The organism is Oceanobacillus sp. FSL K6-0127 (assembly GCF_037983385.1).
Taxonomy (GTDB): Bacteria; Bacillota; Bacilli; order Bacillales; family Amphibacillaceae; genus Oceanobacillus; species Oceanobacillus profundus.
Genome location: NZ_CP150287.1, coordinates 1,532,249 through 1,557,883, shown reverse-complemented (window position 1 = coordinate 1,557,883; position 25,635 = coordinate 1,532,249). Strand labels below are relative to the sequence as shown.

The following is a 25,635-nucleotide window of genomic DNA, read 5'->3' as shown; positions in this document are numbered from 1 at the left end:
GGCAAATGTCTTTGTTTACGGATAGAAAAGTTCGATACTTAACTATCTCCCAAAATTGATGGTACGCGGAAATGACCGTCTTCGTGATCAGGAGCATTCTTAAATGCTTCGTCTTGCGTAATCCATTCCTTCGGTTCATCTTTACGCATTATATTTTTCAAATCAAGCACATGCGTTGTTGGCTCAATGCCGTCTGTATCCAATTCATTCAATTGTTCAGCATAATCGATAATTGCGCTCAGTTCATCTACAAGCTGCTCTACCTCTTCGTCCGTTACAGCGAGCCTTGCTAAGTGTGCTACATGCTTCACTTGCTCTTTTGAAATATCCGCCATGTGATTACCTCCAAATCAATAATTTATATAGGTGATGCTTTATTTTTTTCTCATTGTACCATTATAACACTATTGATAATAGCAAAGATAGGTCTAGATAGGCAAATTATGTTGTATATGAAAGTTCGTTAGCATATTATGTAGGTTATTGGAAAACTACTTATACATATCTACGCAAAAAAAGGCCTGAAACAGGTTCCACTCCGTTTCAGGCAAATCCATCATATAGTAATAGGGTAAAAAATTGAAATAATTAATGTAAAAACTTAGAAAAATACACTTGAACTGCTGACGTTTAGAATGCTTGGTTCATGTTCACCAGCAATTTCAACATTACCTTGCTGTACTCCCTGGGCAAAAAAGAATCCAGTAGCCAGTACTACAGTTAATGCAACACCTGAAATCAGCTTTTTCATTTTCTCCCCTCCTTTACAGGCTTATTAAATTATCATAAGTTGAATTTGCAAGCTTATAATATTTCACAGCATCTTTATACTTATATTGTTCTTCAAAGTGTTTAGCCAACATTGTTGAGTAAAATACCAAGTTAGCATGGTCACTATGATTCTTTAAAAAAGGTATAAACTTATCTTTAACAAATGATACAAATCTGTCATTCTCTCCATTGGTCACATATTCAAACGTATGAATAATATAGGAGTATAGTTTGGAATAACCTTTATCTTTAGCCAAGTCTAGTATGTTATGTGCTTTGACAATGGCATCTTTCACTTCATTTATTTTATCTATATTATAGAACTCTTTAATAATCGATGTTATTGCGATTAAACGTTGTTCTAAGTTTACGTCTTCGTCATTTGCTACTTTCTCATAAAAGCTAATTGCTTCGTTTGTCTCACTGATTACAGAATATAAGTACCCTAAGTTTAAATTGGTCAATTGTATAATTTTTTTATCTTTATTAAGCTCTCCTAAATGCTTAGCCAAATTATAATTTTTTATTGCACGCTCATGCATTTTGATTCGCCTGTAAGATATACCTAAAATAATATGGCACTGCGCACATCGTTGGAAATTATACTGCTTCATAAAAACTTCTAACGATTGATTTGCATAATCAATCGATTCCAATGTATTACGCAACTTACTATGGGTAACTGAAATTGTATATTGCAGGTCAGCTACCTGCTCCTCAGATAATTCAATTTTATTAATTTTCTCTTCTGCAGATTTATACATATTCAATGCTTGATTATAATCCGCATCTTTTAAGGAATAATAATTCCCTTTGAATTTAAACCAATAAAACTGCTGTAAACTATCGAATGTACTGGCAATCTCACTCAGTTCATTAATCTTTTTCAATGCTTCATCAAAATTTTCCATTATGAGATAGTATCTAATCTTATGAATCTCAAACATTAGCAAGCTATTCGAAAGGTTTTTGTCCAGCATTTCCTGGATTTCTTTATATGTAGTTATAATTTCTTCCTTGTTGTTAACCTCAAACAGCATGCTATACCATCTGTTACATTTTTCTTTAATCTGTTCCTCTTGACTGTTATCATTCTCAATCCCAAGGCGATTGCATAATAATTGAATAATATCGGGACTAGCCTGGGTTTTCTGATTCTCAATTTTTGATAAATAGGAGACAGATACGATTCCCTCAGAAAGTTCGTTTAAGGTCATTTCCTGTTTTGTACGCTGTAATTTTATAAATGATCCTATCTCTATCAAAATACCCACCCTCATATTCAGAAATATTTCTATTTACTAGTATTATATCATATTTAACGGAAATGCATATTGGGAAAATCATAGGTCAAAAGCACGTATAACAGCACTTTAGTTTTCTTGATTTTCCTGAGAGAGGAAAATTTACGCGGTTTATTCTTTTTCTGACCTTGAATCCTAAATGCCCATCATATGAAGTGGATGTAGGGCTGCAATAAAAAAACAAACTAAATGAGGTACAGTAACCCTAACTTTTCGGAGTAAAAATTTAACAAGATTTTTCTCACCTAAAAAATAATTATACCATTATTTTATTCGAATAAATATGAATAATTAGTCTTGTATTACGACTAAAGTTTTAAATAATCCATTCGTTTAGAAAACCAGGCATTAAATCCAATAAAAAAGCTCATTTAAATACAATTATTTAAACGAGCTTTTCATATTTTATAACATATAACGTGTCACTCTTATTTGTACATTTACATGCTTATTTAATGAAAAATATGAACTGTTGGCGACTCATCACCAGCATTTCGATAAATCAAACTTTCTGCTTGATTACTGGATGTAATGTTTATTTCAAGGTCATAATAGTTTGAGAACATGTCTTGAACAAGTCCATATGCATATTGTGTGAAACCTATTACCTCTGCTTTTCCATAAAACTCTATCGGAACCTCAATCGTTAATTTTTGCAATTCACCATCAACATAAAATCCTTCTCCAATTAAACCAACATAGTTAGGGAAAAACTCAGCGATTTCATTGCCAAAACTAGTTACAATCTCATGGTCATCGTAATACTTTTCTCTTCCTTCAGCTGAAGGGAATAAAATATTTTCTTCATCAACGTCTTCCCAATCACCTATCGAATTGCTTCCACCTGATACATTTGCTTTAGCGACAAAGCTCCCTGGCACAGGTGATGCTTGTTCTGCTTCTCGATACAATGCAACCATAATTGGAATCTCACCTAGCCCCTCCTCTTGGCGAATCTCCTCCACAACAGCTTCAGCAATTCGATTACCTTGCTCGAGCATATCTTCCTCTGAAATATTTTCATAATAATATGGTCCACCGATTTCGGTTTGGAAGCGATAAACGGATTTAAGCGCAATTCCGATAGACATTCCTGCGATTTGAACGGTACCATCATCATTTTGTTTCAAATAATTCTGCTCCAATATATGCGATAGATAGCGCGGATTGTCGCGATACGTATCCTCATCTGATCCTGTTTCCACCTGTGGATTCAAACCATCGATCCATTCATAGATTCGTCCTGATGTTAAATATTGTCCTTCTTGAAAATAGAAATCATTTGGGTCGAAAACGTCCTTTGATAACCGCTGCAGGCCTTGCTCCATCTCATCAATGTCTACTCGGTTTGCCAATTGATTGACAATAACACCTCTCGCCTGACTCGTTTTGTAAGGAAGAATCATTTTATAATTTTCATCCGATAATTGATAGCTAGGGACAATAGAAGTTTCTTGTTCAGTATCATCATTTTGCAGCACTTCTTCTTCGGTTGGTGTTTGTACACAGCCCGTTATAATTAGGAGTGTACATAACAAAACAGCACTTATTTTTTTCAAAGTTTAACACTCCTTATTCTTCCACAACTGCTTTTAGCTGCTGTTCATTCCATATTTCAACACCGAGTTTCACGGCTTTTTCATATTTCGATCCAGCATCCTCCCCAGCTATGAGAATGTCTGTCTTTTTACTTACACTTCCGGTAACTGTCCCACCGAGCGATTCAATGAAGGCTTTTGCTTCATTTCGAGAAAACTCTTCCATCTTCCCTGTTAATACAATTGTCTTACCGGCAAAAACAGTGTCACCCTCGTCCTGTTGGGCTGACTTTTTTGGACCCTTATATTCCATATTAATCTGTAATCCACGTAGGTCATCTAAGAGTTCAACCACTTTTTCCTCGGTAAAATATTGTGCAATGGAATCAGCCATCTTATCGCCAATTTCATCAATAGCTACAAGATCTTCAAATGTAGCCTGCTGTAGATTATCCATTGTTTCAAATTCCATCGCAAGCGTTTTAGCTGCCTTTTCTCCTATGAAACGAATGCCCAGGCCAAATAACAGTCTCTCCAATGAATTCTCTTTCGATGCTTCGATCGCTTCCAGCAAATTAGATACAGATTTTTCACCCATTCGCTCCAGGTTGAGTAATTCTTCTCGTTCCAATCGATATAAATCTGCCATTGTGTGAATGAGCTCGTTTTGGAAAAGCTGTATAATTACTTTTTCTCCAAGCCCGTCAATATTCATTGCATTTCTAGATACAAAGTGAATGAGTCCTTCCATGAGCTGTGCTGGGCAATTCGGGTTAATACAGCGAAGCGCCACTTCTTCCTCCAATCGAACAACTTCACTGCCACAAGCAGGACACTCTGTTGGCATATGGAATTCTTGCTCTTCCCCGTTCCGCTTTTCTTCCACGACACGGACGACTTTTGGAATGATATCGCCTGCCTTTTTAATAACGACTGTATCACCAATTCGGATATCTTGCTCACGAATTAAATCTTCATTATGCAGTGAAGCACGTTGTACTGTAGATCCAGCAACCTTTACAGGATCGAGAATTGCAGTTGGTGTAATCACACCAGTTCTGCCGATACTTAGCTCGATATCTCGAAGCTTTGTGATGGCTTCTTCCGCTGGAAACTTATAAGCGATTGCCCAGCGAGGGCTTTTTGCAGTATAACCGAGCTCATCTTGCTGATTTAAATCATCGACTTTTATCACAATCCCGTCAATCTCATAGGATAAATTCGGGCGTTCTTTCGCCCAATAGTTAACAAATTCGATGACTTCATCAATTGTTTCACATTTTTTCCATTCTGGATTTGTCTTAAATCCAAGCTCTTTCAATTTCTCAAGTCGTTCACTGTGTGACGTAATGGAGCTATCATTCCACTCACCAACACCATATAAATAGATGTCAAGATTACGCTGGGCAGCTATTTTAGGGTCAAGCTGCCTTAAAGACCCAGCCGCAGCATTCCGCGGGTTAGCAAATGGCTCTTCTTCATTTTTCTCTCGCTTTTCATTCAATGCAAGGAATGACTTATGCGGCATAAAAGCTTCTCCACGAACTTCTAGTGTTGCTTCATCTTTAATGGAAAGCGGGATACTGCGAATCGTTCTTAAATTTGCAGTAATGTCCTCACCCGTTGTTCCATCACCACGAGTTGCACCACGAACAAACTTACCATTTTCATAGGTTAGAGAAATAGCAAGTCCATCAATTTTAAGCTCACACACAAACGTAAGGGGTTCGTCCGTTCCATTACTTGCTCTCCTAGCAAAATCTCTAAGATCCTGCTCATTAAATGCATTACCAAGGCTTAGCATTGGCACATTGTGCTGCACTTTTTTAAATGCGTCCAATGGTTCTCCACCAATACGCTGTGTTGGAGAGTTCTCAGAAAGGAACTCTGGGAATTGCTTTTCGAGTTCCTGCAATTCTCTTAGCTTTTCATCATACTCTGCATCCGGTACGCTTGGCTTATCGAGCACATAATATTCATAACCATATTGATTCAGTAATTCGATCAGTGCTTGTATTTGATCCTGCGCTTTTTGTTTATCCATTAGCTGACTCCTATTCTTTCGTGATTGGTGCGAATTTTGCAAGCAATCGTTTGATACCTACGGGTGCTGGGAAGGCAACATCCAATTCCATTTTGTCTCCATCTCCCTGAACTTTCACAACTGTGCCAATGCCCCATTTTTTATGATTCGCTTTATCTCCTGGGAACCAATCCTTATCTTCTGCTCCAGTTGTTGTTTGCATCCGCTCTGCTTTTCGCTTCACAGGTGCTGGGCTTTGGACATCCTTAGGTTTACTGAATATGCTGCCAAACATCGTGTTTCTAGTTTCTTCCATTCCCTCAATCAATTCTCTCGGGATTTCATTGATAAATCGACTGATGGGGTTCATATTCGTTCTGCCATATAGAGTGCGCATTTTTGCATGTGTTAAATAAAGCTCTTTTTCAGCTCGGGTTATTCCTACATACGCGAGACGTCGTTCCTCTTGCATTTCCTCTTCATCCATTAATGAACGACTATGTGGAAAAACATTCTCCTCCATACCGATTAAAAAGACGACCGGGAATTCCAGCCCTTTTGCAGCATGGAGCGTCATTAATGTAATTTTTTCCTCATTGTCCGGATCTTCTTCATCCACACGATCAATATCTGCGATTAAGGCTAGATCCGTTAGAAATGAAATTAGTGTTTTATCTTCACTTGTCTCTTCAAAATCCTTTGTCACCGTCATAAACTCTTCTAAGTTCTCTAAACGACTTTGTGCTTCGATTGATTTCTCATTTAAAAGCATTTCTTCATAGCCAGTTCGTTCTAAAACTGCTTGAACCATATCTGTTGCAGTCAGGAAATCCTGTTGTTGATTTAACGTTTTGATTAAATTACCAAAGGCTGCAAGTGCATTTGCTGCTTTGCCTGAAACACCTGTAAAGTCTACTTCCTTCACTGCCTCATAGAAGGAAATGCCGTGCTCTGCTGCATATGCACGAAGTCGTTCAACGGATGTTTTCCCAATTCCTCTTTTGGGCTCATTCACCACACGTTCAAAGCTTAAGTCATCATCCGGGTTGGTAATTAATCGTAAATAGGCCACCATATCTTTAATTTCTTTCCGGTCGTAGAATCGCATACCTCCAACCATTTGATAAGAAATACCAGACTTTAATAGTGTGTCCTCAATTGCACGGGACTGCGCATTGGTTCGGTATAAAACCGCAACTTCACTTGGTGAATACTCTTTATTCCGAGTTAGCTCCTGAATCTTATCTGTTATATAAAGAGCTTCTTCCTGTTCTGTTGCACCTTGGAAATAGCTTATTTTCTGACCTTCATCATTTTCTGTCCATAAATTCTTCGGTTTACGTCCAGCATTATTTCCAATGACTTTATTCGCAGCTGCAAGAATTGATTTTGTCGAACGATAATTTTGTTCTAAAAACACTGTCTTCGCACTTGGATAATCATTTTCAAAAGAAAGGATATTCTTAATATCTGCTCCTCGCCAGCGATAAATCGACTGGTCTGAATCCCCAACAACACAAAGGTTTTGATAACGACTTGCCAGCTGTTTTACTAAATAGTATTGTGCATGGTTGGTATCCTGATACTCATCCACATGAATATATTGAAAACGACGTTGATAGTATTCTAACACTTCAGGGATACGTTGAAATAGATGGATTGTCTGCATAATTAAGTCATCAAAATCAAGAGATTGATTTTTTCGAAGCATTTTCTGGTAGCCTTCATAGACCTGTGCTACTTGTCTATCGTAAAAATTACCCGCATGTTTACTAAATTCTTCATCGGTAATTAATTCGTTTTTTGCTGTACTTATTTGTCCCAACATAGCACGGGGGTCAAACTTTTTCGGATCCATATTTAAATTCTTTAACACCTGTTTAATCACCGATAACTGGTCACTGCTATCCAGGATTGTAAAGCTGCTGCTATATCCAATCCGATCAATATCACGACGTAAAATTCGCACGCACATCGAGTGGAAAGTTGAAACCCACATTTGCTCCCCTTGAGCTCCTACAAGTCTGCTCACACGATCCTTCATCTCTCTTGCAGCCTTATTCGTAAACGTAATTGCCAGAATATTTCGCGGTGAAACCTCTTTCTCATCCATTAAGTAAGCGATTCGGTGTGTGAGTACTCTCGTTTTTCCACTTCCCGCTCCTGCCATAATTAATAATGGTCCTTCTGTATGTCTAACAGCTTCCTGCTGCTCTTTATTTAATCTATTTATCATTTCGTCAAATGCCTGACTCATGATTACATCACTCCTTGAATCATTTATCTTTTACCGCTTCTACTGTCTTGAGTGCTTTTTTGATGTCGGTATAGATACTATTCCCAACTATAATTACATCTGCATACTCTTTCATTTCCTTAGCTTGCTTGGGATTTTCGATTCCCCCACCGTAAAAAAGCAGTGTTTTATCAAGCTCGTTCTTTACTTCTTTCACAAGTTCAGGATCTCCATATGTACCACTATACTCTACATAAAAGATGGGCAAGTGAAAGACATGCTCTGCCATATATGCATATGCCTTCACATCATCTTTATCTGGTAAATAGCTATTCGTATGCGTAAATGCTTTCGCGTCCTCATTTAATATACAGTATCCTTCGAAAAATATCTCGCTGTACTCCATCATATCAATATACTCTTTAATCGCTTTATGCTGGATATCCATCATAAACTTTTTCTCCTTGGAATTGAGCACCATTGGAATAAAGTAGTAATCAAATCCGGGAGTAAGTGCTTCTTCATTCGATATCTCCAAAACACATGGAACCGTATGGCTGCGGCGAATCCGTGATAATAAATCAAGTACACCGTCCAATGTTACATCATCCGTTCCGCCAACGATTATTGCATCCGTACCTGATTCACAAATTAGATCTAAATCCTCATCCGAAATCTCTTTTGCTGGATCAAGCTTAAATATATGTTTCCATTCATTAATTGTCTTCAAAGGTTGATTCCTCCATCATCATTTTACATTAGTCTATTATACCAAAAATCAAGGTTGGAATTTAGCAATTTGAGGAATGTTTATGAAATCGAAATAAAGTAATTGGATAGATAACTGTGGAACAAAAGCGCAAGCGCCCGGTTAGCGACGTACGGACTGGACTGGGCCGTAGGAGATAAAGGAAACACGGCGACCGCAGGGAGCCGATGTTGACTTATCGTACGGAGGTGAAGGAAGTCTCGCTAGTCGCTGGGCGCTGGAGCTGGACGTAGCCGTTTAGGTAACTAAGTTATCCACAGCATTCAAATTTTATAGTTCTCTATGCAGGAACAAAAGAATAGAAACCGTAGCCCAAGCTGGGACACGGTTTCTATTCTTTTTCCTTAATTCTATCTAAAACCATCATATAACCATCGCTGCCGTAATTGAGACATCTTCGTACACGGGATATCGTTGCTGTTGATGCTTTTGTTTCATTTTCAATTGCACTATATGTCTTTCCTTCTGTCAGCATCTTAGCAACCTGCAAGCGCTGTGAAATAGACTGTATTTCAGACATTGTTGCAATATCATCAAAAAAGCGATAGCACTCTTCTATATTTTCCAGTGATAGGATTGCTTCGAATAATTGATCTAACTGTTTTCCACGTAGTTTATCGATTTGCAAGACAAAACCCTCCTGACTATTCTACTCATTTGATATTGTGACAGACTGCTTGATTCCAGGATCTGTTGGTACAACATTGACCCATGTCTTTCCAGGGACAAGACCAATCGGCTGGCCATCTTTTACAGGAATGATTCTTCCATCTTTGTTTTCCCATTGAATCTCCTGTACTTGGCCTTTTTGAATCAGGTATCCATCTCCGCCTGTTTTCAAGTCAATCGCCCTGCGTCCTGAATCATCGATTACTTCATGGAAGGCTTCTACTATAAAAACATTATCCACTTGGATTGCAGTTTCTGTATTTAAATCAACTGACGGCTCTCCATTACTGGAGCGTGCATACTTTCCACTAGCTTCATCATATGTGTATTCAACGCTTTCTGATGTATTATCGCCATACTCAACCTTAACTTGTGCAGCTTTTTCGCCATCAAGCGTTTCGATTTTCTCTTCCGTTAGAAAGTTCAGCGACTCTTGCGTACTTGTTGTTTCATATCCTTTCGTTGATGCTACATCATAAACAGCACCCAGCTGTAGATATGAATTATGTGGTGCTTTACGGAAGGATTCCCTTTTAAATAGAATCCCATCATTATCATAGGTAGAACCATTTAAGAAATTAATGCCCCGATTCACAATCATATCATTTACAAAATCTGCTGCACCATGATACACATAAATTGCGTCATATCCCTCAGCAAGCTCGAAATAATATTCTCTCGCACTTCTAACTGGTCCGACGACTTCTGGCAATTCACTTTGATATAAAGCAAGAAATCGAGTAATTGTTCCTTCAGCTAAAATTTCAAAAACGATATCTGCTTCTGATAACCCAGATTGTGGTCTTGCAGCAGCATGATTATTTATCATGACACCAATCGTTCGATTGTCTACAGACACGTCAGTTTCGATTCCTGATAATGGAAATGTAGCTGCATAACGATCATTACCCTCTGGTTGCTGTTCGGGAACATTGTCCTTCTCTTTATTATCATCTGACGCTTGATTATCCGACGAACAAGCTGCAAGTGCTAGAACAAAGACCGTTAGTGTTAACAAAAGTATTTTTTTCATTTATGTCCACACTCTCTAATTTAGTCTATGTTCTATTATATGCTATCGCATCGTTGCTGGGAAGAGAATTGTCCGATTCTTTATGTCCACCAGCCCTTGTTGCGTAATGCGCAAGAACGGTAAATGGGTTGATGATAGAAATAGAAGACTATAAAATGGATCACTAAAAGCATAACCAGCCTTTTTTAAGCATCCCTTTAATTTTTCTTCTTCTTCGATAAGGTTTTGAATTGATTTTTTTGATATAAATCCATCAAGCTCAAGAGGTATCTCCGCTAATATTTCTCCATCATGTACAAGGACAATACCACCGCCAATTTCTTTCAAGCGTTGCCATGAAAGTAAAATATCCTTTTTGTTTTTCCCGATAAACACAATATCACCAGAAGCAGAAAAACTGCTTGCTATACCACCTAAGCCTGGTGCAAAGCCACGAATTGTCGTATTGACTCGCCATGTACCTTTTCGATCCATTAATAGTAGAAATTGATCACCATTCGCTTCTGATAAATCTTCAACATTAATATCTACCTCAATACTGTACGGCTTTACGATTACATTGTTAACCATTTCTAATCCAATCGGAACGGAAAATTGCAAATCCCCTTCATCTAAATCCCAGTCAAAGGCTGCTGGCTCAATTCCATACTTTTCCCAATTAATCATCGACTCGGAAACTTGCACCTGTTGCTCACGCATTATCCATTGTCCTTTTGCCAAAACACTCTCCGGATGCGGGTTGGCTTTGTCTGTTAATATATTAATGTGAGCGACGCGCCCTGGTGCGATACTACCAATCTGTTCATCAAGATGGAAGTGTTTTGCTGCATTATAGCTTGCCATGCGATATGCTTCTTCCAGCGGAATTCCTTTGTCTAACGCAATTTCAAGACAAACATTAATGATTCCTTTTTGCATAAATGCCGGTGTTGGTCCATCCATCGTGAACATCAAATTATCAAAATGCTTGAGACCCGATTCAAGAATTTCTTCTATAAGAATCGGTAAATCTGGACGTATAACAGAATAACGCAATGCAGCACTATATCCGAGTCGCAAGCGGCGAATGACTTCTTCACCTGTCATCGCCTCATGGTCTGCACTCACACCTAGCAGCTTCATTTTTGTTAATGTTTTCTCCGATGCTCCTGGCAAATGCCCTTCCACTGGTTTCCCAAGCCGCTTTGCTTCCTGAATCCAATAGAGCAGCCGGTCATTTCCAGCAAGAAGACTAGGCCATGCTGTTAATTCGCCACCCTGCACGACATTTGGATGTGATAACCATGATAGAACATCTGGAGTGTTGTAAAATTCTTCTTCATCGTTCAAGGCTGTTTGTGAATCAAATCGCGCCCACCAATACATCGAAGTCGGTAATTTATTGAACTCCTCTATTATAGAAAACGCTTTCTTTTTGTCTAATGTCAAATTCCACGTTAAGCTGTCATTAACCAATGTTGTTGTACCGAATCTTGCAGCATGAAATGCTAATGCTTCCGGGTTCGCTAATTGAAATGGGTGTGCATGGGGTTCAATATATCCTGGAACCAAGTATTTCCCAGTACAATCAACTACCTCTACACCATCAAACTGCTTTGGTAATTGTTCACCAACATAAATAATGCGGTCATTAAAAATCCATATATTAGCTTCTAACCATTGTTTTGTATATACATTTAAATACGTGCTGTTTTTCAGTACAAGTGTTGGTGCTACTAAGCCATCAATCACTTTTACATGCTGTCTTAGTTCACGGTTACGCCAATTCAATCCATTGATCATTTCATATCCCAACTCTCTCATCAACCATTTGCTTTATTTTACCATATTTTCACTTTAAAAGGGTTAATTAATTATAAATTTAAATTAACTTAATAAAATTGAAAATTAAGTCTAATCATCTGCAAACATAACTGATTCCGTCGAATGGACGTAGTTCTAGTAGGGTGTGGATTATTCAAGAATCTGAAGAACTGCGAGAGTAGATTTATCTGCAAAAGTGACGGACAGAAAAAAACCTCTCCCTTGTTAGAATAAAACCTGGGAGAGGGTTAACTATTTACCTATATCATTTCTAAAGAAAAATGCTGAGTGCTCCACGTGCGGATGAAGCAACTGGTAGACATCCTCCGTTGCCGCTTTTAGAGAGGTAGATTTAGCACCCACCAAGAGGACACGGCCACCATCCGAAACGATTGTGTCACCTTTCAGCTTAGTTCCTGCATGAACAACAAACGTATTGTCCGTGACATCAAATGATGGAATTGGCGCTTCTTTTTCATATGTACCTGGATAGCCTTTAGATGCTACGACAACACCTGTGCATGCGGCATCCTCCCAGTCTAGTTCTGGATTTTTTCCATCCAAGACATCGTTGAAAACTTGAACAAGGTCATTCTTTAACAATGGCAAAACAACCTGTGTTTCTGGATCTCCGAAGCGTGTATTGAACTCAATCACCTTTGGACCCTTTACAGTCATGATTAATCCAGCATATAAAATACCTGTGAAGGTTCTGCCTTCCTCCATCATGCCGTCAGCTGTTTTTTGCAAGATATGCTCGATTGAAAAATCTAAATGCTCTTTTGTAACATCTGGCACAGGTGCAAATGCTCCCATTCCACCAGTATTCGGCCCTTCATCATGGTCATATGCACGTTTATGGTCACGCGCTGTTACCATTGGATAGACTTGATTTTCATGAACAAATGCCATAAGCGAGAATTCTTTTCCATCTAAAAATTCCTCGATAACCACAGTAGCTCCAGCATTCGAAAAAGCTTTAGATATAAGCATATCGTCTACTGCATTTAGGGCTTCTTCTTTTGTTAAAGCAACGATAACTCCTTTTCCCGCTGCCAGTCCATCTGCTTTGATAACGATTGGCGCACCTTTTTCCTCAATATACGCTTTTGCTTCACGAGCTTCTGTAAATACAGCATAATCCGCTGTTGGGATATCATATTTTTTCATAAATTCTTTTGCAAAGCTTTTGCTTCCTTCAAGCAGTGCAGCTTCTTTTGTTGGGGCAAATATTCGCAATCCTTCTTCCTGGAAACGGTTGGCAATTCCTTCATTTAATGGATTTTCTGGACCAACAATGGTTAAATCAACTGCTTCTTCCTTTGCAAAGGACAAAAGCCCTTCAATATCCATTTCATCAATCGCAATACAAGTTGCCCGCTCCCGAATTCCACCATTACCTGGCGCTGTATAAAGGGTTGTGATTGCTTTACTTTCAGCAAGCTTCATAACGATACTATGTTCACGACCACCACGTCCGACTACTAACACTTTCAATTGGAACCCTCCTTAAATCGAGTAGAGAAGTCACCAGAACCGTTGGAACAGCCTTCCTTGATCTGGTGACTTTAGTGTTTAATGTTTAAAGTGACGCATCCCTGTATAGACCATTGTGATGCCATGTTCATCACAAACATCAATGGAATCCTGGTCACGTTTTGAACCGCCTGGCTGGATGATTGCTGTAATTCCAGCTTTTACTGCCGCTTGGACTGTATCAGGCATTGGGAAAAATGCATCAGATGCCATCACAGATCCTTCCGCTTTAGTACCAGCTTGTTCGATCGCAATGTTTGCTGCACCAATCCGATTCATCTGCCCTGCACCAACACCAATTGTCTGGTTATCCTTAGCAAGTAAGATTGCATTAGATTTCACATGCTTTACAGCTTTCCATGCAAACAATAGGTTATCCAGTTCTTCTTCTGAGGGCTGACGTTTCGTTACAATCTTTAAATCATCGATAGAGATGTTTCCGTTATCGCTATTTTGAATCAAGACACCACCACTAACTGTTGTTAGTTTTTTCATTGCAGTTGACTCGTTTGTTAGTTCTAATTCTAGCAAGCGGATATTTTTCTTCCTTGTCAAAATTTCCATTGCATCTGCATTAAACCCAGGTGCAATAACAATTTCAAGGAATATTTCACTGAGCTTCACTGCGGTAGCATAGTCGATTTCCCGATTACAAGCAACAATACCACCAAAAATAGAAATCGGATCTGCATCATAAGCACGGCTGAATGCTCCTTCGATTGTTTCAGCAACACCAATTCCACAAGGATTCATATGCTTCACTGCCACTGCCGCTGGTTCATTATATTCCGCTAATATTTCAAGTGCAGCATTAGCGTCTTGGATATTATTGTAGGATAATTCCTTGCCATGTAACTGTTTAGCTGTCGCAAGGCTCGTGCTTTTATTTATTGGGTTTCGGTAAAAAGCTGCCTGCTGATGCGGGTTTTCTCCGTAACGTAAATCTTGGACTTTTTCATATGTAATGGTATAGGTTTCTGGAAATTCTTCATTTGTTTCTGTCATAAAATAGTTTGCAATCATAGCGTCATAGTTCGCTGTATGACGGAATACCTTTGCAGCTAATTGTTTACGAATTTCTGCATCTAGCTGGTCAGACTGGAGAGCTTGCAGTACTTTATCATAATCAGCAGGATCAACAACTACTGCAACGTCTTCAAAGTTCTTTGCAGCAGAACGAAGCATGGTTGGTCCACCTATATCGATATTTTCGATAATTTCCTCATTGGAAACACCTTGTTTTTCTATGGTTTGTTTAAATGGATATAAATTAACAACAACCATGTCAATTGGTGAAATATTGTTTTCTTCCATTTGCTTCATGTGATCTGGATTGGAACGTTTTGCTAGTAAGCCACCATGAACGAGTGGGTGCAATGTTTTCACACGACCATCCATAATTTCCGGGAAACCTGTTACATCATCAACTGGCTTCGCCTCAATCCCAGCATTTACAAGGGTGCTTAGTGTACCACCTGTTGAAATAATTTCATATCCCGCTTCAATAAGGCCTTTTGCAAATGCTGTAAGATTACTTTTATCTGAAACACTGATTAGCGCTCTCTTGCTCATTACGAATACCTCACTTTGTTTGTAAAAGTTGATTAATTACTTTTGGATATAATTGATGCTCCACGCTTTGGATTCGTTTCTTTAATGTTTCCTCTGTATCATCTTGAAGAATCGCTACCTTTTCTTGTGCAATGATTGGACCCGTATCGATTCCTTCATCAATAAAATGAACCGTAACTCCAGTTGTTTTCACTCCAGCACGAAATGCCTGCCCTATGGCATCAATCCCAGGAAACGATGGTAATAACGATGGGTGAATATTTACGATCCTACCTTCATAGTGATCTAGTAATGTTGCTCCTGCAATCCGCATGTAGCCCGCAAGAAAAACCCAAGAGATCTCGGATTCTTCCAATCTGTCAATGATAGCTTTTTCATAGGCTGCCTTGTCAGGAAATTGTTTTGCATCAAATACGAATGTAGGAAGACCATATTTTTCTGCCTTGACGATGACACCCGCATTAGCTTTGTCACAAACGAGCAATGCAATATCACATGCGAGCTGCTCTGTTTCCATGATTGCCTCGAAGTTACTTCCTGTACCAGAGGCAAAAATTGCTGCTTTTATCTTGCTCATGATTGAAATTGCACTCCCTCAGTAGTGGTTACACTTCCAATAACAGTGGCTTCCTCACCAGCTTCTTTTAAAATCGTAAGTGTGCGGTTAACATTTGCTTCATCAACGACAAGTGCCATACCAATCCCCATGTTAAAGACACCATACATTTCTTTTTCTGGGATGCTTCCTTTTTCTTGTAAGAAGGTGAAAATCTCCGGTACGTTCCAGCTTTTCTTATCTAGTTCCACACCCAGCCCTTTTGGCATCATTCGTGGGAAGTTTTCATAGAATCCACCACCAGTAATATGTGAAATACCCTTTACCGTCACTTCCTTTAATACTGCGGCTACAGGTTTCGCATAAATCTTCGTAGGTGTCATTACCGTTTCTCCAAGACTTGCTGACAGCCCGTGGTATGTTGAGTTTAAATCAAGCTGCTCAATGATTTTCCGTACAAGTGAGTAGCCATTGGAGTGAATACCATTGGAGGCTAAGCCAATAACAATATCCCCAGCTTTAATTGCCTCACCTGTAATCAATTTTGTTTTTTCGGCGATTCCTACAACAAAGCCTGCCAGGTCATACTCATTCTCTTCGTACATTCCAGGCATTTCTGCCGTTTCCCCGCCAACTAGTGCAGCTCCTGCAGTAACACAACCATTAGAGATTCCGGCAACAATTTGTTCGATCATTGCAGGGTCATTTTTTCCACAAGCAATATAATCCAGGAAAAACAAAGGTTGTGCACCTTGCGCAACAATATCATTGGCACACATCGCAACAAGGTCAATTCCAACTGAATCGTGCTTATTTAATTCGAAGGCAAGTTTCAATTTTGTACCAACACCATCGGTACCTGATACCATCACTGGTTCTTTATAAGTAAAACTGGAAAGGTCGAATAGTCCTGCAAATGAGCCGATCCCCCCCATTACTTCTGGGCGTGTCGTTTTTGCAATATGCTTTTTCATTCTTTCCACAGCTTCATAGCCTTTTTCCACGTCTACTCCAGCTTGTTTATATACTTCTGACATGAATGAATATCTCCTTTAATGTTGGATTAGATTTTGGCAATTTTGACCAGCCACGTATATGTTTTTTCAAACACAGTCACCACATTTAAATCGGAATGCTCAATCATTAGCAACGATCAATTTTCCAGCTACGGTGTCCACGTGTCTTCGCCTCGGTTATAGCTTTTTGGTCAAAACGTGCTGTTAGCACTTTGTATAATTTATTTCCGTTTCTCCATTTTCCATCACAGGATATCGCCCTGTCATGCATGCCATACAAACTCCTTGGTTAATCGTTTTGTCCTTTACAATTGCTTGTTCGAGACCTCTCTCTGATAAATAAGCAATACTGTCAGCTCCAATTATTTCACAGATCTCCTCTGGGCTATTATTAGCAGCTATAAGTTCTTTTCTCGTCGACATATCAATTCCATAATAGCAGGGATGCTGAATGGATGGTGATGCAATCCGAACATGGACCTCTTTTGCACCGGCTTGCTTTAACATTTTCACAATTCGCTTGCTCGTTGTACCGCGCACAATGGAATCATCAATCATCACAATCCGTTTGCCTTCCACGATGCCACGAACAGGAGAGAGTTTCATTTTAACACCTTGCTCCCGTAACTCTTGTGAAGGCTGGATAAATGTTCTTCCAACATAGCGATTTTTTAAAATTCCCATTTCGTATGGAAGGCCACTTTCTTCTGCGTAGCCGATTGCAGCAGAAATACTGGAATCAGGAACTCCAATAACCATATCTGCATCTACTGGCGCTTCTTTTGCAAGTTCCACACCCATTTGTTTTCGTGATGCATGGACATTTACATGATTCAGATCACTGTCCGGTCTTGATAAATAGACATACTCCATTGCACACAATTTACGGCCACCGCGAGGAGCGAATCGCCTAATCTCTATGCCATCATCACTAATCGTTACAAGTTCTCCTGGTAAAACTTCTCGTTCAAAGGTTGCACCGATTTGATCAAATGCACATGTCTCTGATGCAACAACATATGCATCACCAAGCTTGCCAATGGAAAGTGGACGAATTCCAGCGGGATCAAGGGCTGCATACATACGATCCTCTTTTAAGATTAAATATGCATATGCTCCAACAACTTGGTTGAGAGCAGTTGATATGGAGGTTTCATTTGTTCGCTGTCCTCCTCTTCGAATCAAGTGTGCAAGTACTTCCGTGTCAGATGATGTCTGTAGAATACTCCCTTCATCTTCAAGCTCCCCGCGCAGTTGGTGAGCATTCATGATATTCCCATTATGCGCAAGGGCCATACTGCCTGTTTGTGTACGGAAAAGAAGGGGCTGGACATTTTCGATTACTTTCCCGCCTTGGGTAGTGTATCGTACATGCCCAACTGCATTCCTGCCAGCAAGCTCTTCAAATTTTGCCTTTTTAAAAACATCATTAACCAAACCGAGCCCTTTATGTGCTGTTAATTCCTTGCCATCACTAACAACAATTCCTGCTCCTTCCTGCCCACGATGCTGCATAGAATGCAGCCCGTAATAGGTAAGTTCAGCCGCCTTGTCATGTCCCCAAATTCCAAACACACCGCATTCTTCGTTTATGCCTTTGATTTCAGCAAGCATGGGATCGCTTCCCTCCATAGTTTCTCTAGTTGGTTAACATTTTCCTGGATAACTGCTGCTTCATTGACAGTTATGCTTAATGTTTGATCATCGGTTACAACACCGATTTGCTTAGCGTCTTTTACTTCTTTCTCAAAGCGCGCTTGATCCTCAGCCTTTACTGTAACTATGAATCTTGACTGGGTTTCACTAAATAGCTCAACGGTAGCTTCTCCGCTCAGGTGTACGTCTGCACCTAGTCCTTTTCCAGCAAATACACTTTCCGCCAAAGCAACGCCAAGCCCACCTTCAGCAAGGTCATGCGCAGATACAATTAATCCGCTTTGAATTGCTTCTAACAAATGCTTCTGCCTTGTTGCTTCCACTTCTAAATCGATAGCAGGTGCTTTCCCTTTATATTCTCCGTCAAGTAGATTTTGCAGCTCACTTCCACCAAATTCAATTTCTGTATGACCAATTAAATAGATAGCGTCCCCTGCTTTTTGGAAGAAGCTTGGTGTAATATGCTCCAATGACTCATGAAGTCCAACCATTCCAACAATTGGTGTTGGATAAATAGATTTACCTTTTGACTGATTGTATAAGGACACATTTCCACTGATTACAGGAGTTTCTAAGACTTCACAAGCCTCACTCATTCCTTCTACTGCTTTTTCCATTTGCCAAAACACTTCTGGATTTGTTGGATTTCCAAAGTTCAATCCGTCGGTTAAGCCAAGTGGTTTTGCACCAGAACAAACAATATTACGCGTCGCTTCTGCTACAGCAATTTTCCCACCTGTTTCAGGATCCAAATAAATATAACGAGAATTACAATCCGTTGTAATCGCCAATGCTTTATCTGTTCCTTTAATCCGAACAACTGCCGAATCAGAACCTGGTGTTACGACTGTATTTGTCTGTACCATTGAGTCGTATTGATCATAGACCCATTCCTTACTAGCGATTGTAGGTTGCTGTAATAATTGCTTTAGTATTTCCGCATGATCATTTACAAACGGGGCCGTATTTTCTATTTTCTGAAATTCTTTATAATAAGCTGCTTCTTTTGATGGCATATGAAACACTGGTGCATCATCCGCTAGTGAGTCTACAGGAATATCTGCCACAACTTCCCCGTGATGCTTAATACGGAATACTTTTTCTTCGATTACTTCACCAACAGGAACTGCTTTTAATCCGTATTTCTCAAAAATATCAATGATTTCCTGTTCGCGCCCTTTTTTCACACATAGAAGCATTCGCTCTTGGGATTCCGAGAGCATCATTTCATAAGCTGTCATATGTTGTTCTCGTTGTGGTACAAGATCCAAGTTCATTTCAAGTCCTGTTCCTGCTTTACTAGCCATTTCACTTGCAGACGACGTAAGTCCAGCAGCACCCATGTCCTGCATTCCTACTAATGCATCGGAATGAATGACTTCTAAACACGCTTCAATCAGAAGCTTCTCCATAAATGGATCACCAACCTGAACGGCAGGACGATCCTTGGCTGCATCTTCCCCTAAATCATCAGATGCAAAGGTTGCCCCATGAATTCCATCGCGTCCAGTTGGAGGACCTGCATAAAGAATGGTATTCCCAACTCCAGCTGCAATCCCTTTTTGAATTTCATCATGGTTGATTAACCCAATACACATCGCATTTACAAGTGGGTTATCCTCATAGCTGTCATCAAATTGAACTTCTCCTCCGACGGTAGGAACACCAACACAGTTCCCATAGCCAGCAATCCCGTTCACAACTTCTGAGAAGAGATATTTCGTTCGATCGGTATTTAAGTTTCCAAAGCGCAATGAATTCATCGATGCAATTGGACGTGCACCCATAGAAAACACATCACGAATAATTCCCCCAACACCAGTTGCGGCTCCTTGATACGGTTCTACTGCAGATGGGTGGTTATGACTTTCAATTTTAAACACAACTGCCTGGTTATCACCGATATCAATAATTCCAGCTCCTTCTCCAGGCCCTTGCAGCACATGTGATGCCTTTGTTGGAAATTTACGAAGAAGTGGTTTGGATGTTTTATAACTACAATGCTCTGACCACATGACGGAGAAGATTCCAGTCTCTGTAAAGTTAGGAAGTCTCTTCAGAATATCCTTTATCATTTCAAATTCCTGATCACTTAAACCCATTTCACGATACAATTTATCACGTTCAATTTGCTCTGGACTTATATCATGCGTTTGCAGCATACATGTCCCTCCAATTCTGAATCATCGACTGGAATAGTCGTAACCCGTCATCACTGCCGAGTAACTGTTCCACAGCACGCTCTGGATGTGGCATCATTCCAAGTACATTTCCTTGTTTATTCATAATCCCAGCAATATCTTCAACCGATCCATTCGGATTGTTTTGATAGGTAAAAACAATTTGGTTATTCGCTTTAAGCTCTTTTAACGTCTCCTCATCACAGAAATAGTTACCTTCTCCATGAGCAATTGGAAAATGTACAACTTCTCCTTTGTCATATGCAGCAGTAAAGATAGTTTCGTTATTTTCCACAACAAGTGGTTCCTGATGGCACATAAACGAAAGTTTCTCATTACGCAGCAATGCACCAGGCAACAGACCAGCTTCCGTTAGAATCTGGAATCCATTACATACACCGAGCACTGGCTTTCCTTTTGCAGCATGTACTTTAATTTGCTTCATGATATCGGAAGTGGAAGCAACTGCTCCACAGCGTAAATAATCACCATAAGAAAAACCGCCTGGCAGCAATATTCCATCATAGTTCTCTAAATTGCTGCCTTCATACCATACAAGGTCAGCTTCTGTCTTTAAAACGTCTTTAACAGCATGATACATATCACGATCACAGTTAGATCCAGGAAAAACAATTACTGCAAATTTCACAGTGCTTCAGCCTCCTCCACATCGAAACGATATTCCTCGATTACTGGATTAGCTAGTAACTTGTCACACATTGCCGTAACACGTTCCGTTAAATCGGGTCCTTCTTCTACTTGTAATTCAATAAATTTCCCAACACGAGCTTCTTCTACTTCCTTATAACCTAAAGAATTTAATGATTCCTGAATTGCTTTTCCTTGTGGATCCAGAACACCTTGTTTTAATGTAATATAGACAGTTACCTTCTTCATGCTTTAGCCTCCAGCCGTTGTAATATTTCATTGTAAACTTCAATTAAATCTCCGTTTCCTTGACGAAAAACATCCTTATCCAACTTCTCTCCAGTCGCTCTATCCCATAAGCGGCATGTATCTGGCGAGATTTCATCCGCTAAAACAATATCGCCACACGCTTTTCTTCCAAATTCTAATTTGAAATCAACTAATGTAATCCCGATCGATTGAAAAAGCACCAATAATTGGTGATTAATCTGCAATGCTTTTTGTTTCACTTCACTAATCTCTGCTTCTGTAATCGTTGTTACGTATAATGCATGCTCATCATTAATCAGCGGATCCCCTAGTGCATCGTCTTTATAGTAAAATTCGATGATTGGTTTTTCAAAAATTGTCTTCTCTTCAATCCCTAAACGCTTCGCAATACTACCTGAGGCTATGTTGCGAACAACGACCTCTAATGGAATGATTTCCGTTTGAACCACAAGCTGCTCGGTATCATTCAACTTCTCTATAAAATGAGTTTCAATTCCACTTTTATGAAGCTTCTGAAAGATTAAGGTTGAGATAGAATTATTCAATTCTCCTTTTCCTTCAAAGGATGCCTTCTTCTTTCCATTAAATGCTGTTGCATCATTTTTATAGGAAAGAACAAGTTCTCCAGGTCTTCCTTCTGCCTGATATACCTTTTTCGCTTTTCCTTCATACACAAGATCAGCCTTCATCCTGTACACCTCTTGATAATCCAATTCGCTCAAAAATGACATCAACATTTTTCAAATGATAGGTGTAATTAAAGCAATCATCTATTTCTTCCTGCGTTAATTTAGCTGTGATTTCTTCGTCTGCTTCCACAAGCTGCTTGAAAGGTGTTTCTGTTTCCCAAGCTTGCATTGCCTTTGGCTGAACGATATCATAGGCTGCTTCACGTGCCATCCCTTTATCAATTAATTTCAACAAGACACGCTGTGAAAAAATAACACCATGTGTTTTATCGATATTTCGTTTCATATTCTCCGGAAATACGGTTAAATTTTTCACGATGGTCGCAAAGCGATTTAACATATAATTCAGTGCGATTGTGGCATCTGGCAGAATGACACGTTCTGAGGAAGAATGGGAAATATCACGTTCATGCCATAGGGCTACATTCTCATATGCAGTCATCATATAACCACGGATCACACGTGCCATTCCGGTCATATTTTCTGACCCGATTGGATTACGCTTATGCGGCATAGCAGAGGAACCCTTCTGCCCTTCAGCAAACCGTTCTTCTACTTCACGGGTTTCTGTTTTTTGCAAACTGCGAATTTCCGTAGCAAACTTTTCAATTGATGTAGCAATTAACGCTAATGCAGAAATATATCCAGCATGGCGGTCACGCTGTAAGGTCTGGGTAGACACTGGTGCAGGCGTGATCCCAAGCTTTTCACATACATAGGTTTCAACAAACGGATCAATATTGGCATATGTCCCTACCGCTCCAGACAATTTACCAAATTCGATATTTTTCGCAGCCAACTCAAATCGCTCCAGATTACGTTTCATTTCTTCATACCAGAGGGCAAGCTTTAACCCGAAAGTAGTCGGTTCTGCATGGACACCATGCGTTCGTCCCATCATCACCGTATGCTTATGTTCAATCGCTTTGTTTTTCAAAATTTCAATAAAACGATGTAAATCTTTGCGAATAATTTCATTCGCTTGCTTAATTAAGTAACTTAATGCCGTATCGACAACATCTGTTGAGGTTAGTCCATAATGGACCCATTTCCGTTCTTCTCCAAGTGTCTCCGATACTCCCCGTGTGAAGGCAACAACGTCATGACGTGTCTCCTGTTCTATTTCGTAGATTCGATTGATATCAAAAGAAGCGTGCGCTCGTATTTTTTTTACATCATCAGCTGGAATAACACCCAACTCACTCCATGCTTCACATGCAAGAATCTCCACTTCAAGCCAAGCTTTAAATTTATTCTCTTCCGTCCAAATGTTTCCCATTTCTTCTCTTGTATAGCGTTCAATCATGCCATTGCCCCCTTGAAATGTTCGATCTGTTTCTGTAACGTTTCTTCGTTAGCTGCAATAAATGTGATATGTCCCATTTTTCGCTTTTCTTTTGGCTCGGATTTGCCATATAAATGAACAAAACCGTTCTCTGCCTGTGGCAATGCCTTGAATACGCCGTCCATATCCTCGCCTAAAATATTGATCATTACTGCTTCGTTCAGTAATTGAACCTCTACTAATGGAAGACCGCAAATAGCGCGAATATGCTGGGTAAATTGAGATACATTACAAGCTTCTATCGTATAATGTCCAGAATTATGTGGTCTTGGCGCCATTTCATTTAAGAAAATGTCATCACCTTGTACAAACATTTCAATTGCAAATGTGCCAACAATATTCATTTTCTCTGCAAGGATTTTCGTTGCTTCATACGCTTTATTTTTAACAGTAGAACTAATTTTTGCTGGAACAGTTGTTTGATACAAAATATGGTCACGATGCTTATTCTCTGCAATTGGGAAAATTGTAATTTTTCCTTCGTGAGACCTTGAGAACACAACTGAAATTTCTTTATCAAACGTTATCCATTGTTCAATAATGCAATAGCCATGTTCCTCTGCAAATTGTGCTGCTCGGTCTGTGTCTTCAATCGAATTTATTTTAATTTGTCCTTTGCCGTCATAACCGCCACGACATGTTTTAATCACTGCTGGAATCGTAAATGTGTGTAATGCATTTCTACATTCTTCTGCATTTTTTACAATTGCGAAGTCGGGAATTGGTAAGTTCATTTCCTGCATTAAGTCTTTTTCTTTTTCACGGTTCTGTGTAACTTCAAGTGCATAGGTACCTTGTGGTAGCTTTCCTTGCTTTTCAATATAAGCAGCCGCTGTCAAATCAACATTTTCGAATTCATACGTGATAACATCACTAATTTCCGTTAATTCTTTAATTGCGTTCATATCATCATAAGCGGCAGTGATCTGAATATCAGCCACTTGGGCAGTTGGACAGTTAGGCGTAGGATCAAGCACTGCAACCTTATATCCCATATATCTAGCAGCGATTGCCATCATTCTTCCTAGTTGTCCACCACCGATGATTCCAATTGTATGTGGTGGAAGTATGGTTTTATTTTTCTCCAAGATCTTCCCTCATTTCCGATACATTCTTTCTCATTGTTTCACGATAGTTTTCTAGATTTCCAACAATCTCTTCATCGAATGTACTTATAATTTGCGCAGCAAGAATACCTGCATTTGTTGCCCCGGCCTTCCCTATTGCAACAGTAGCAGTCGGCACACCACCAGGCATTTGTACAATCGACAATAAAGAATCAAGTCCATTCAATGCCTTGCTTTGAACGGGAACACCAATGACTGGCAATGTCGTTTGGGACGCAACCATCCCTGGAAGATGAGCAGCTCCCCCAGCCCCTGCAATAATCACCTTCAAACCACGTTCACGTGCTGTTTTAGCATACGTAAACATTTCATCCGGTGTACGATGCGCAGAAATAACATCCTTTTCATATGGGACATTTAATAATTCAAGAATGTTACACGCATGTTCCATCGTGTCCCAATCTGAGATACTCCCCATAATTACGCCTACCTGAGTCATCAAATCCCTCTTTCTATCATGGAGTCATGTTGAAACATCAAAAAATAATCAATTAAAAAAGTCTATTCGTCTCCCTCAAAATGAGAGAAGATGAATAGACTTTTCAATCCTTCGATCAAGTGAAAACTTTTCATTGTTCTTACACAACGATTCACCTTCCCTCATAGTCCAGCATTTACGGTGCTGGGTAGAAACTTCTGAGCCATATTCTCAGTAAATATATGAGGAACTCTATTTATTTGTCGGATTAAGCATAACAAAACAAAACTAAAAAATCAACTGAATTTCATACGATGTTTTGTCATATTTAATTAACGTACGGATTTTACTGATATAGATGTTGTAATTTGCTTAAATTTATACAGTGTAATAATTAGATTGATTTATAATGAGCATTTCGGCAAAATAACCCATACTTCTAAATGCAGTCCTATTTTAAATTTGTTTCTGAATAT

22 protein-coding genes and 1 riboswitch are annotated in these 25,635 nt (G+C 39.4%); all 22 genes read right to left on the bottom strand.

What is annotated here, in order from left to right; all coding sequences use genetic code 11:
- Positions 1 to 38: 38 nt before the first annotated feature.
- Positions 39 to 335 carry an Asp-tRNA(Asn)/Glu-tRNA(Gln) amidotransferase subunit GatC gene (gatC, locus tag MHH64_RS07740; RefSeq protein WP_095312651.1) on the bottom strand — a complete coding sequence of 99 codons (297 nt, stop codon included), beginning with the start codon at positions 333 to 335 and terminating at the stop codon, positions 39 to 41.
- A 266-nt stretch (positions 336 to 601) separates the two neighbouring features.
- Complete coding sequence (locus MHH64_RS07735; RefSeq protein ID WP_340002994.1) at positions 602 to 751, bottom strand: hypothetical protein; 150 nt, start codon at positions 749 to 751, stop codon at positions 602 to 604.
- 13 nt (positions 752 to 764) lie between these two features.
- Entirely contained in the window at positions 765 to 2,045 is a 1,281-nt protein-coding gene (locus MHH64_RS07730; RefSeq protein ID WP_340002993.1) for a helix-turn-helix transcriptional regulator, read from the bottom strand.
- Positions 2,046 to 2,527: 482 nt separating this feature from the next.
- Entirely contained in the window at positions 2,528 to 3,634 is a 1,107-nt protein-coding gene (locus tag MHH64_RS07725) for a CamS family sex pheromone protein (protein WP_095312647.1), read from the bottom strand.
- A 13-nt stretch (positions 3,635 to 3,647) separates the two neighbouring features.
- On the bottom strand, positions 3,648 to 5,657 hold the full coding sequence (ligA, locus tag MHH64_RS07720; protein WP_303447752.1) for an NAD-dependent DNA ligase LigA: 2,010 nt from the start codon (positions 5,655 to 5,657) through the stop codon (positions 3,648 to 3,650).
- 10 nt (positions 5,658 to 5,667) lie between these two features.
- Positions 5,668 to 7,893 carry a DNA helicase PcrA gene (gene pcrA / locus MHH64_RS07715; protein WP_095312645.1) on the bottom strand — a complete coding sequence of 742 codons (2,226 nt, stop codon included), beginning with the start codon at positions 7,891 to 7,893 and terminating at the stop codon, positions 5,668 to 5,670.
- 19 nt (positions 7,894 to 7,912) lie between these two features.
- Complete coding sequence (locus MHH64_RS07710) at positions 7,913 to 8,602, bottom strand: heptaprenylglyceryl phosphate synthase (RefSeq protein ID WP_303447754.1); 690 nt, start codon at positions 8,600 to 8,602, stop codon at positions 7,913 to 7,915.
- 370 nt (positions 8,603 to 8,972) lie between these two features.
- A complete protein-coding gene (locus tag MHH64_RS07705) occupies positions 8,973 to 9,269 on the bottom strand; it encodes a YerC/YecD family TrpR-related protein (protein ID WP_118890126.1) in 297 nt (98 codons plus the stop codon).
- A gap of 21 nt (positions 9,270 to 9,290) precedes the next feature.
- Complete coding sequence (locus MHH64_RS07700) at positions 9,291 to 10,343, bottom strand: DUF3048 domain-containing protein (RefSeq protein ID WP_340002992.1); 1,053 nt, start codon at positions 10,341 to 10,343, stop codon at positions 9,291 to 9,293.
- Between the two features lie 42 nt (positions 10,344 to 10,385).
- Complete coding sequence (locus tag MHH64_RS07695) at positions 10,386 to 12,125, bottom strand: adenine deaminase C-terminal domain-containing protein (protein WP_340002991.1); 1,740 nt, start codon at positions 12,123 to 12,125, stop codon at positions 10,386 to 10,388.
- Positions 12,126 to 12,398: 273 nt separating this feature from the next.
- Positions 12,399 to 13,643 carry a phosphoribosylamine--glycine ligase gene (purD, locus tag MHH64_RS07690; RefSeq protein WP_340002990.1) on the bottom strand — a complete coding sequence of 415 codons (1,245 nt, stop codon included), beginning with the start codon at positions 13,641 to 13,643 and terminating at the stop codon, positions 12,399 to 12,401.
- 78 nt (positions 13,644 to 13,721) lie between these two features.
- A complete protein-coding gene (purH, locus tag MHH64_RS07685; protein ID WP_340002989.1) occupies positions 13,722 to 15,254 on the bottom strand; it encodes a bifunctional phosphoribosylaminoimidazolecarboxamide formyltransferase/IMP cyclohydrolase in 1,533 nt (510 codons plus the stop codon).
- A gap of 10 nt (positions 15,255 to 15,264) precedes the next feature.
- Positions 15,265 to 15,831, bottom strand: a complete 567-nt coding sequence (purN, locus tag MHH64_RS07680; protein ID WP_340002988.1) for a phosphoribosylglycinamide formyltransferase — start codon at positions 15,829 to 15,831, stop codon at positions 15,265 to 15,267.
- The gene (purM, locus tag MHH64_RS07675; RefSeq protein ID WP_340002987.1) at positions 15,828 to 16,847 is read right to left on the bottom strand and encodes a phosphoribosylformylglycinamidine cyclo-ligase; all 1,020 of its coding nucleotides are present in this window, start codon (positions 16,845 to 16,847) and stop codon (positions 15,828 to 15,830) included. Before purM ends, purN begins: the two co-directional genes overlap by 4 nt.
- A 183-nt stretch (positions 16,848 to 17,030) precedes the next feature.
- Positions 17,031 to 18,440, bottom strand: coding sequence for an amidophosphoribosyltransferase (gene purF, locus MHH64_RS07670; RefSeq protein WP_095312628.1), 1,410 nt, complete (start codon positions 18,438 to 18,440; stop codon positions 17,031 to 17,033).
- Entirely contained in the window at positions 18,416 to 20,644 is a 2,229-nt protein-coding gene (purL, locus tag MHH64_RS07665) for a phosphoribosylformylglycinamidine synthase subunit PurL (protein WP_340002986.1), read from the bottom strand. The genes purF and purL overlap by 25 nt, the downstream gene beginning before the upstream one ends.
- Positions 20,628 to 21,311, bottom strand: coding sequence for a phosphoribosylformylglycinamidine synthase subunit PurQ (gene purQ / locus MHH64_RS07660; protein WP_118890119.1), 684 nt, complete (start codon positions 21,309 to 21,311; stop codon positions 20,628 to 20,630). The genes purL and purQ overlap by 17 nt, the downstream gene beginning before the upstream one ends.
- Positions 21,308 to 21,559, bottom strand: a complete 252-nt coding sequence (gene purS / locus MHH64_RS07655) for a phosphoribosylformylglycinamidine synthase subunit PurS (protein WP_095312622.1) — start codon at positions 21,557 to 21,559, stop codon at positions 21,308 to 21,310. The genes purQ and purS overlap by 4 nt, the downstream gene beginning before the upstream one ends.
- A complete protein-coding gene (gene purC / locus MHH64_RS07650) occupies positions 21,556 to 22,269 on the bottom strand; it encodes a phosphoribosylaminoimidazolesuccinocarboxamide synthase (protein WP_340002985.1) in 714 nt (237 codons plus the stop codon). The genes purS and purC overlap by 4 nt, the downstream gene beginning before the upstream one ends.
- On the bottom strand, positions 22,259 to 23,575 hold the full coding sequence (gene purB, locus MHH64_RS07645) for an adenylosuccinate lyase (RefSeq protein ID WP_340002984.1): 1,317 nt from the start codon (positions 23,573 to 23,575) through the stop codon (positions 22,259 to 22,261). The genes purC and purB overlap by 11 nt, the downstream gene beginning before the upstream one ends.
- The gene (gene purK / locus MHH64_RS07640; protein ID WP_340002983.1) at positions 23,572 to 24,702 is read right to left on the bottom strand and encodes a 5-(carboxyamino)imidazole ribonucleotide synthase; all 1,131 of its coding nucleotides are present in this window, start codon (positions 24,700 to 24,702) and stop codon (positions 23,572 to 23,574) included. Before purK ends, purB begins: the two co-directional genes overlap by 4 nt.
- Positions 24,689 to 25,183 (bottom strand): 5-(carboxyamino)imidazole ribonucleotide mutase, encoded by a 495-nt coding sequence (gene purE, locus MHH64_RS07635; protein ID WP_340002982.1) that lies wholly within the window; start codon positions 25,181 to 25,183, stop codon positions 24,689 to 24,691. The genes purK and purE overlap by 14 nt, the downstream gene beginning before the upstream one ends.
- A gap of 141 nt (positions 25,184 to 25,324) precedes the next feature.
- A riboswitch (purine riboswitch) is annotated at positions 25,325 to 25,425 on the bottom strand.
- Positions 25,426 to 25,635: the final 210 nt, after the last annotated feature.

What these genes read in the sequence shown, in the direction of transcription:
- ligA (WP_303447752.1), bottom strand. Translation starts at nt 5,657, where the DNA reads ATGGATAAACAAAAAGCGCAGGATCAAATACAAGCACTGATCGAATTA.
- pcrA (WP_095312645.1), bottom strand. Translation starts at nt 7,893, where the DNA reads ATGAGTCAGGCATTTGACGAAATGATAAATAGATTAAATAAAGAGCAG.
- purN (WP_340002988.1), bottom strand. Translation starts at nt 15,831, where the DNA reads ATGAGCAAGATAAAAGCAGCAATTTTTGCCTCTGGTACAGGAAGTAAC.
- purM (WP_340002987.1), bottom strand. Translation starts at nt 16,847, where the DNA reads ATGTCAGAAGTATATAAACAAGCTGGAGTAGACGTGGAAAAAGGCTAT.
- MHH64_RS07735 (WP_340002994.1), bottom strand. Translation starts at nt 751, where the DNA reads ATGAAAAAGCTGATTTCAGGTGTTGCATTAACTGTAGTACTGGCTACT.
- gatC (WP_095312651.1), bottom strand. Translation starts at nt 335, where the DNA reads ATGGCGGATATTTCAAAAGAGCAAGTGAAGCATGTAGCACACTTAGCA.
- purC (WP_340002985.1), bottom strand. Translation starts at nt 22,269, where the DNA reads ATGAAGGCTGATCTTGTGTATGAAGGAAAAGCGAAAAAGGTATATCAG.
- purB (WP_340002984.1), bottom strand. Translation starts at nt 23,575, where the DNA reads ATGATTGAACGCTATACAAGAGAAGAAATGGGAAACATTTGGACGGAA.
- purS (WP_095312622.1), bottom strand. Translation starts at nt 21,559, where the DNA reads ATGAAGAAGGTAACTGTCTATATTACATTAAAACAAGGTGTTCTGGAT.
- purH (WP_340002989.1), bottom strand. Translation starts at nt 15,254, where the DNA reads ATGAGCAAGAGAGCGCTAATCAGTGTTTCAGATAAAAGTAATCTTACA.
- MHH64_RS07695 (WP_340002991.1), bottom strand. Translation starts at nt 12,125, where the DNA reads ATGATCAATGGATTGAATTGGCGTAACCGTGAACTAAGACAGCATGTA.
- MHH64_RS07700 (WP_340002992.1), bottom strand. Translation starts at nt 10,343, where the DNA reads ATGAAAAAAATACTTTTGTTAACACTAACGGTCTTTGTTCTAGCACTT.
- purF (WP_095312628.1), bottom strand. Translation starts at nt 18,440, where the DNA reads ATGCTTGCTGAAATCAAAGGCATAAACGAAGAATGCGGTGTGTTTGGA.
- purL (WP_340002986.1), bottom strand. Translation starts at nt 20,644, where the DNA reads ATGCTGCAAACGCATGATATAAGTCCAGAGCAAATTGAACGTGATAAA.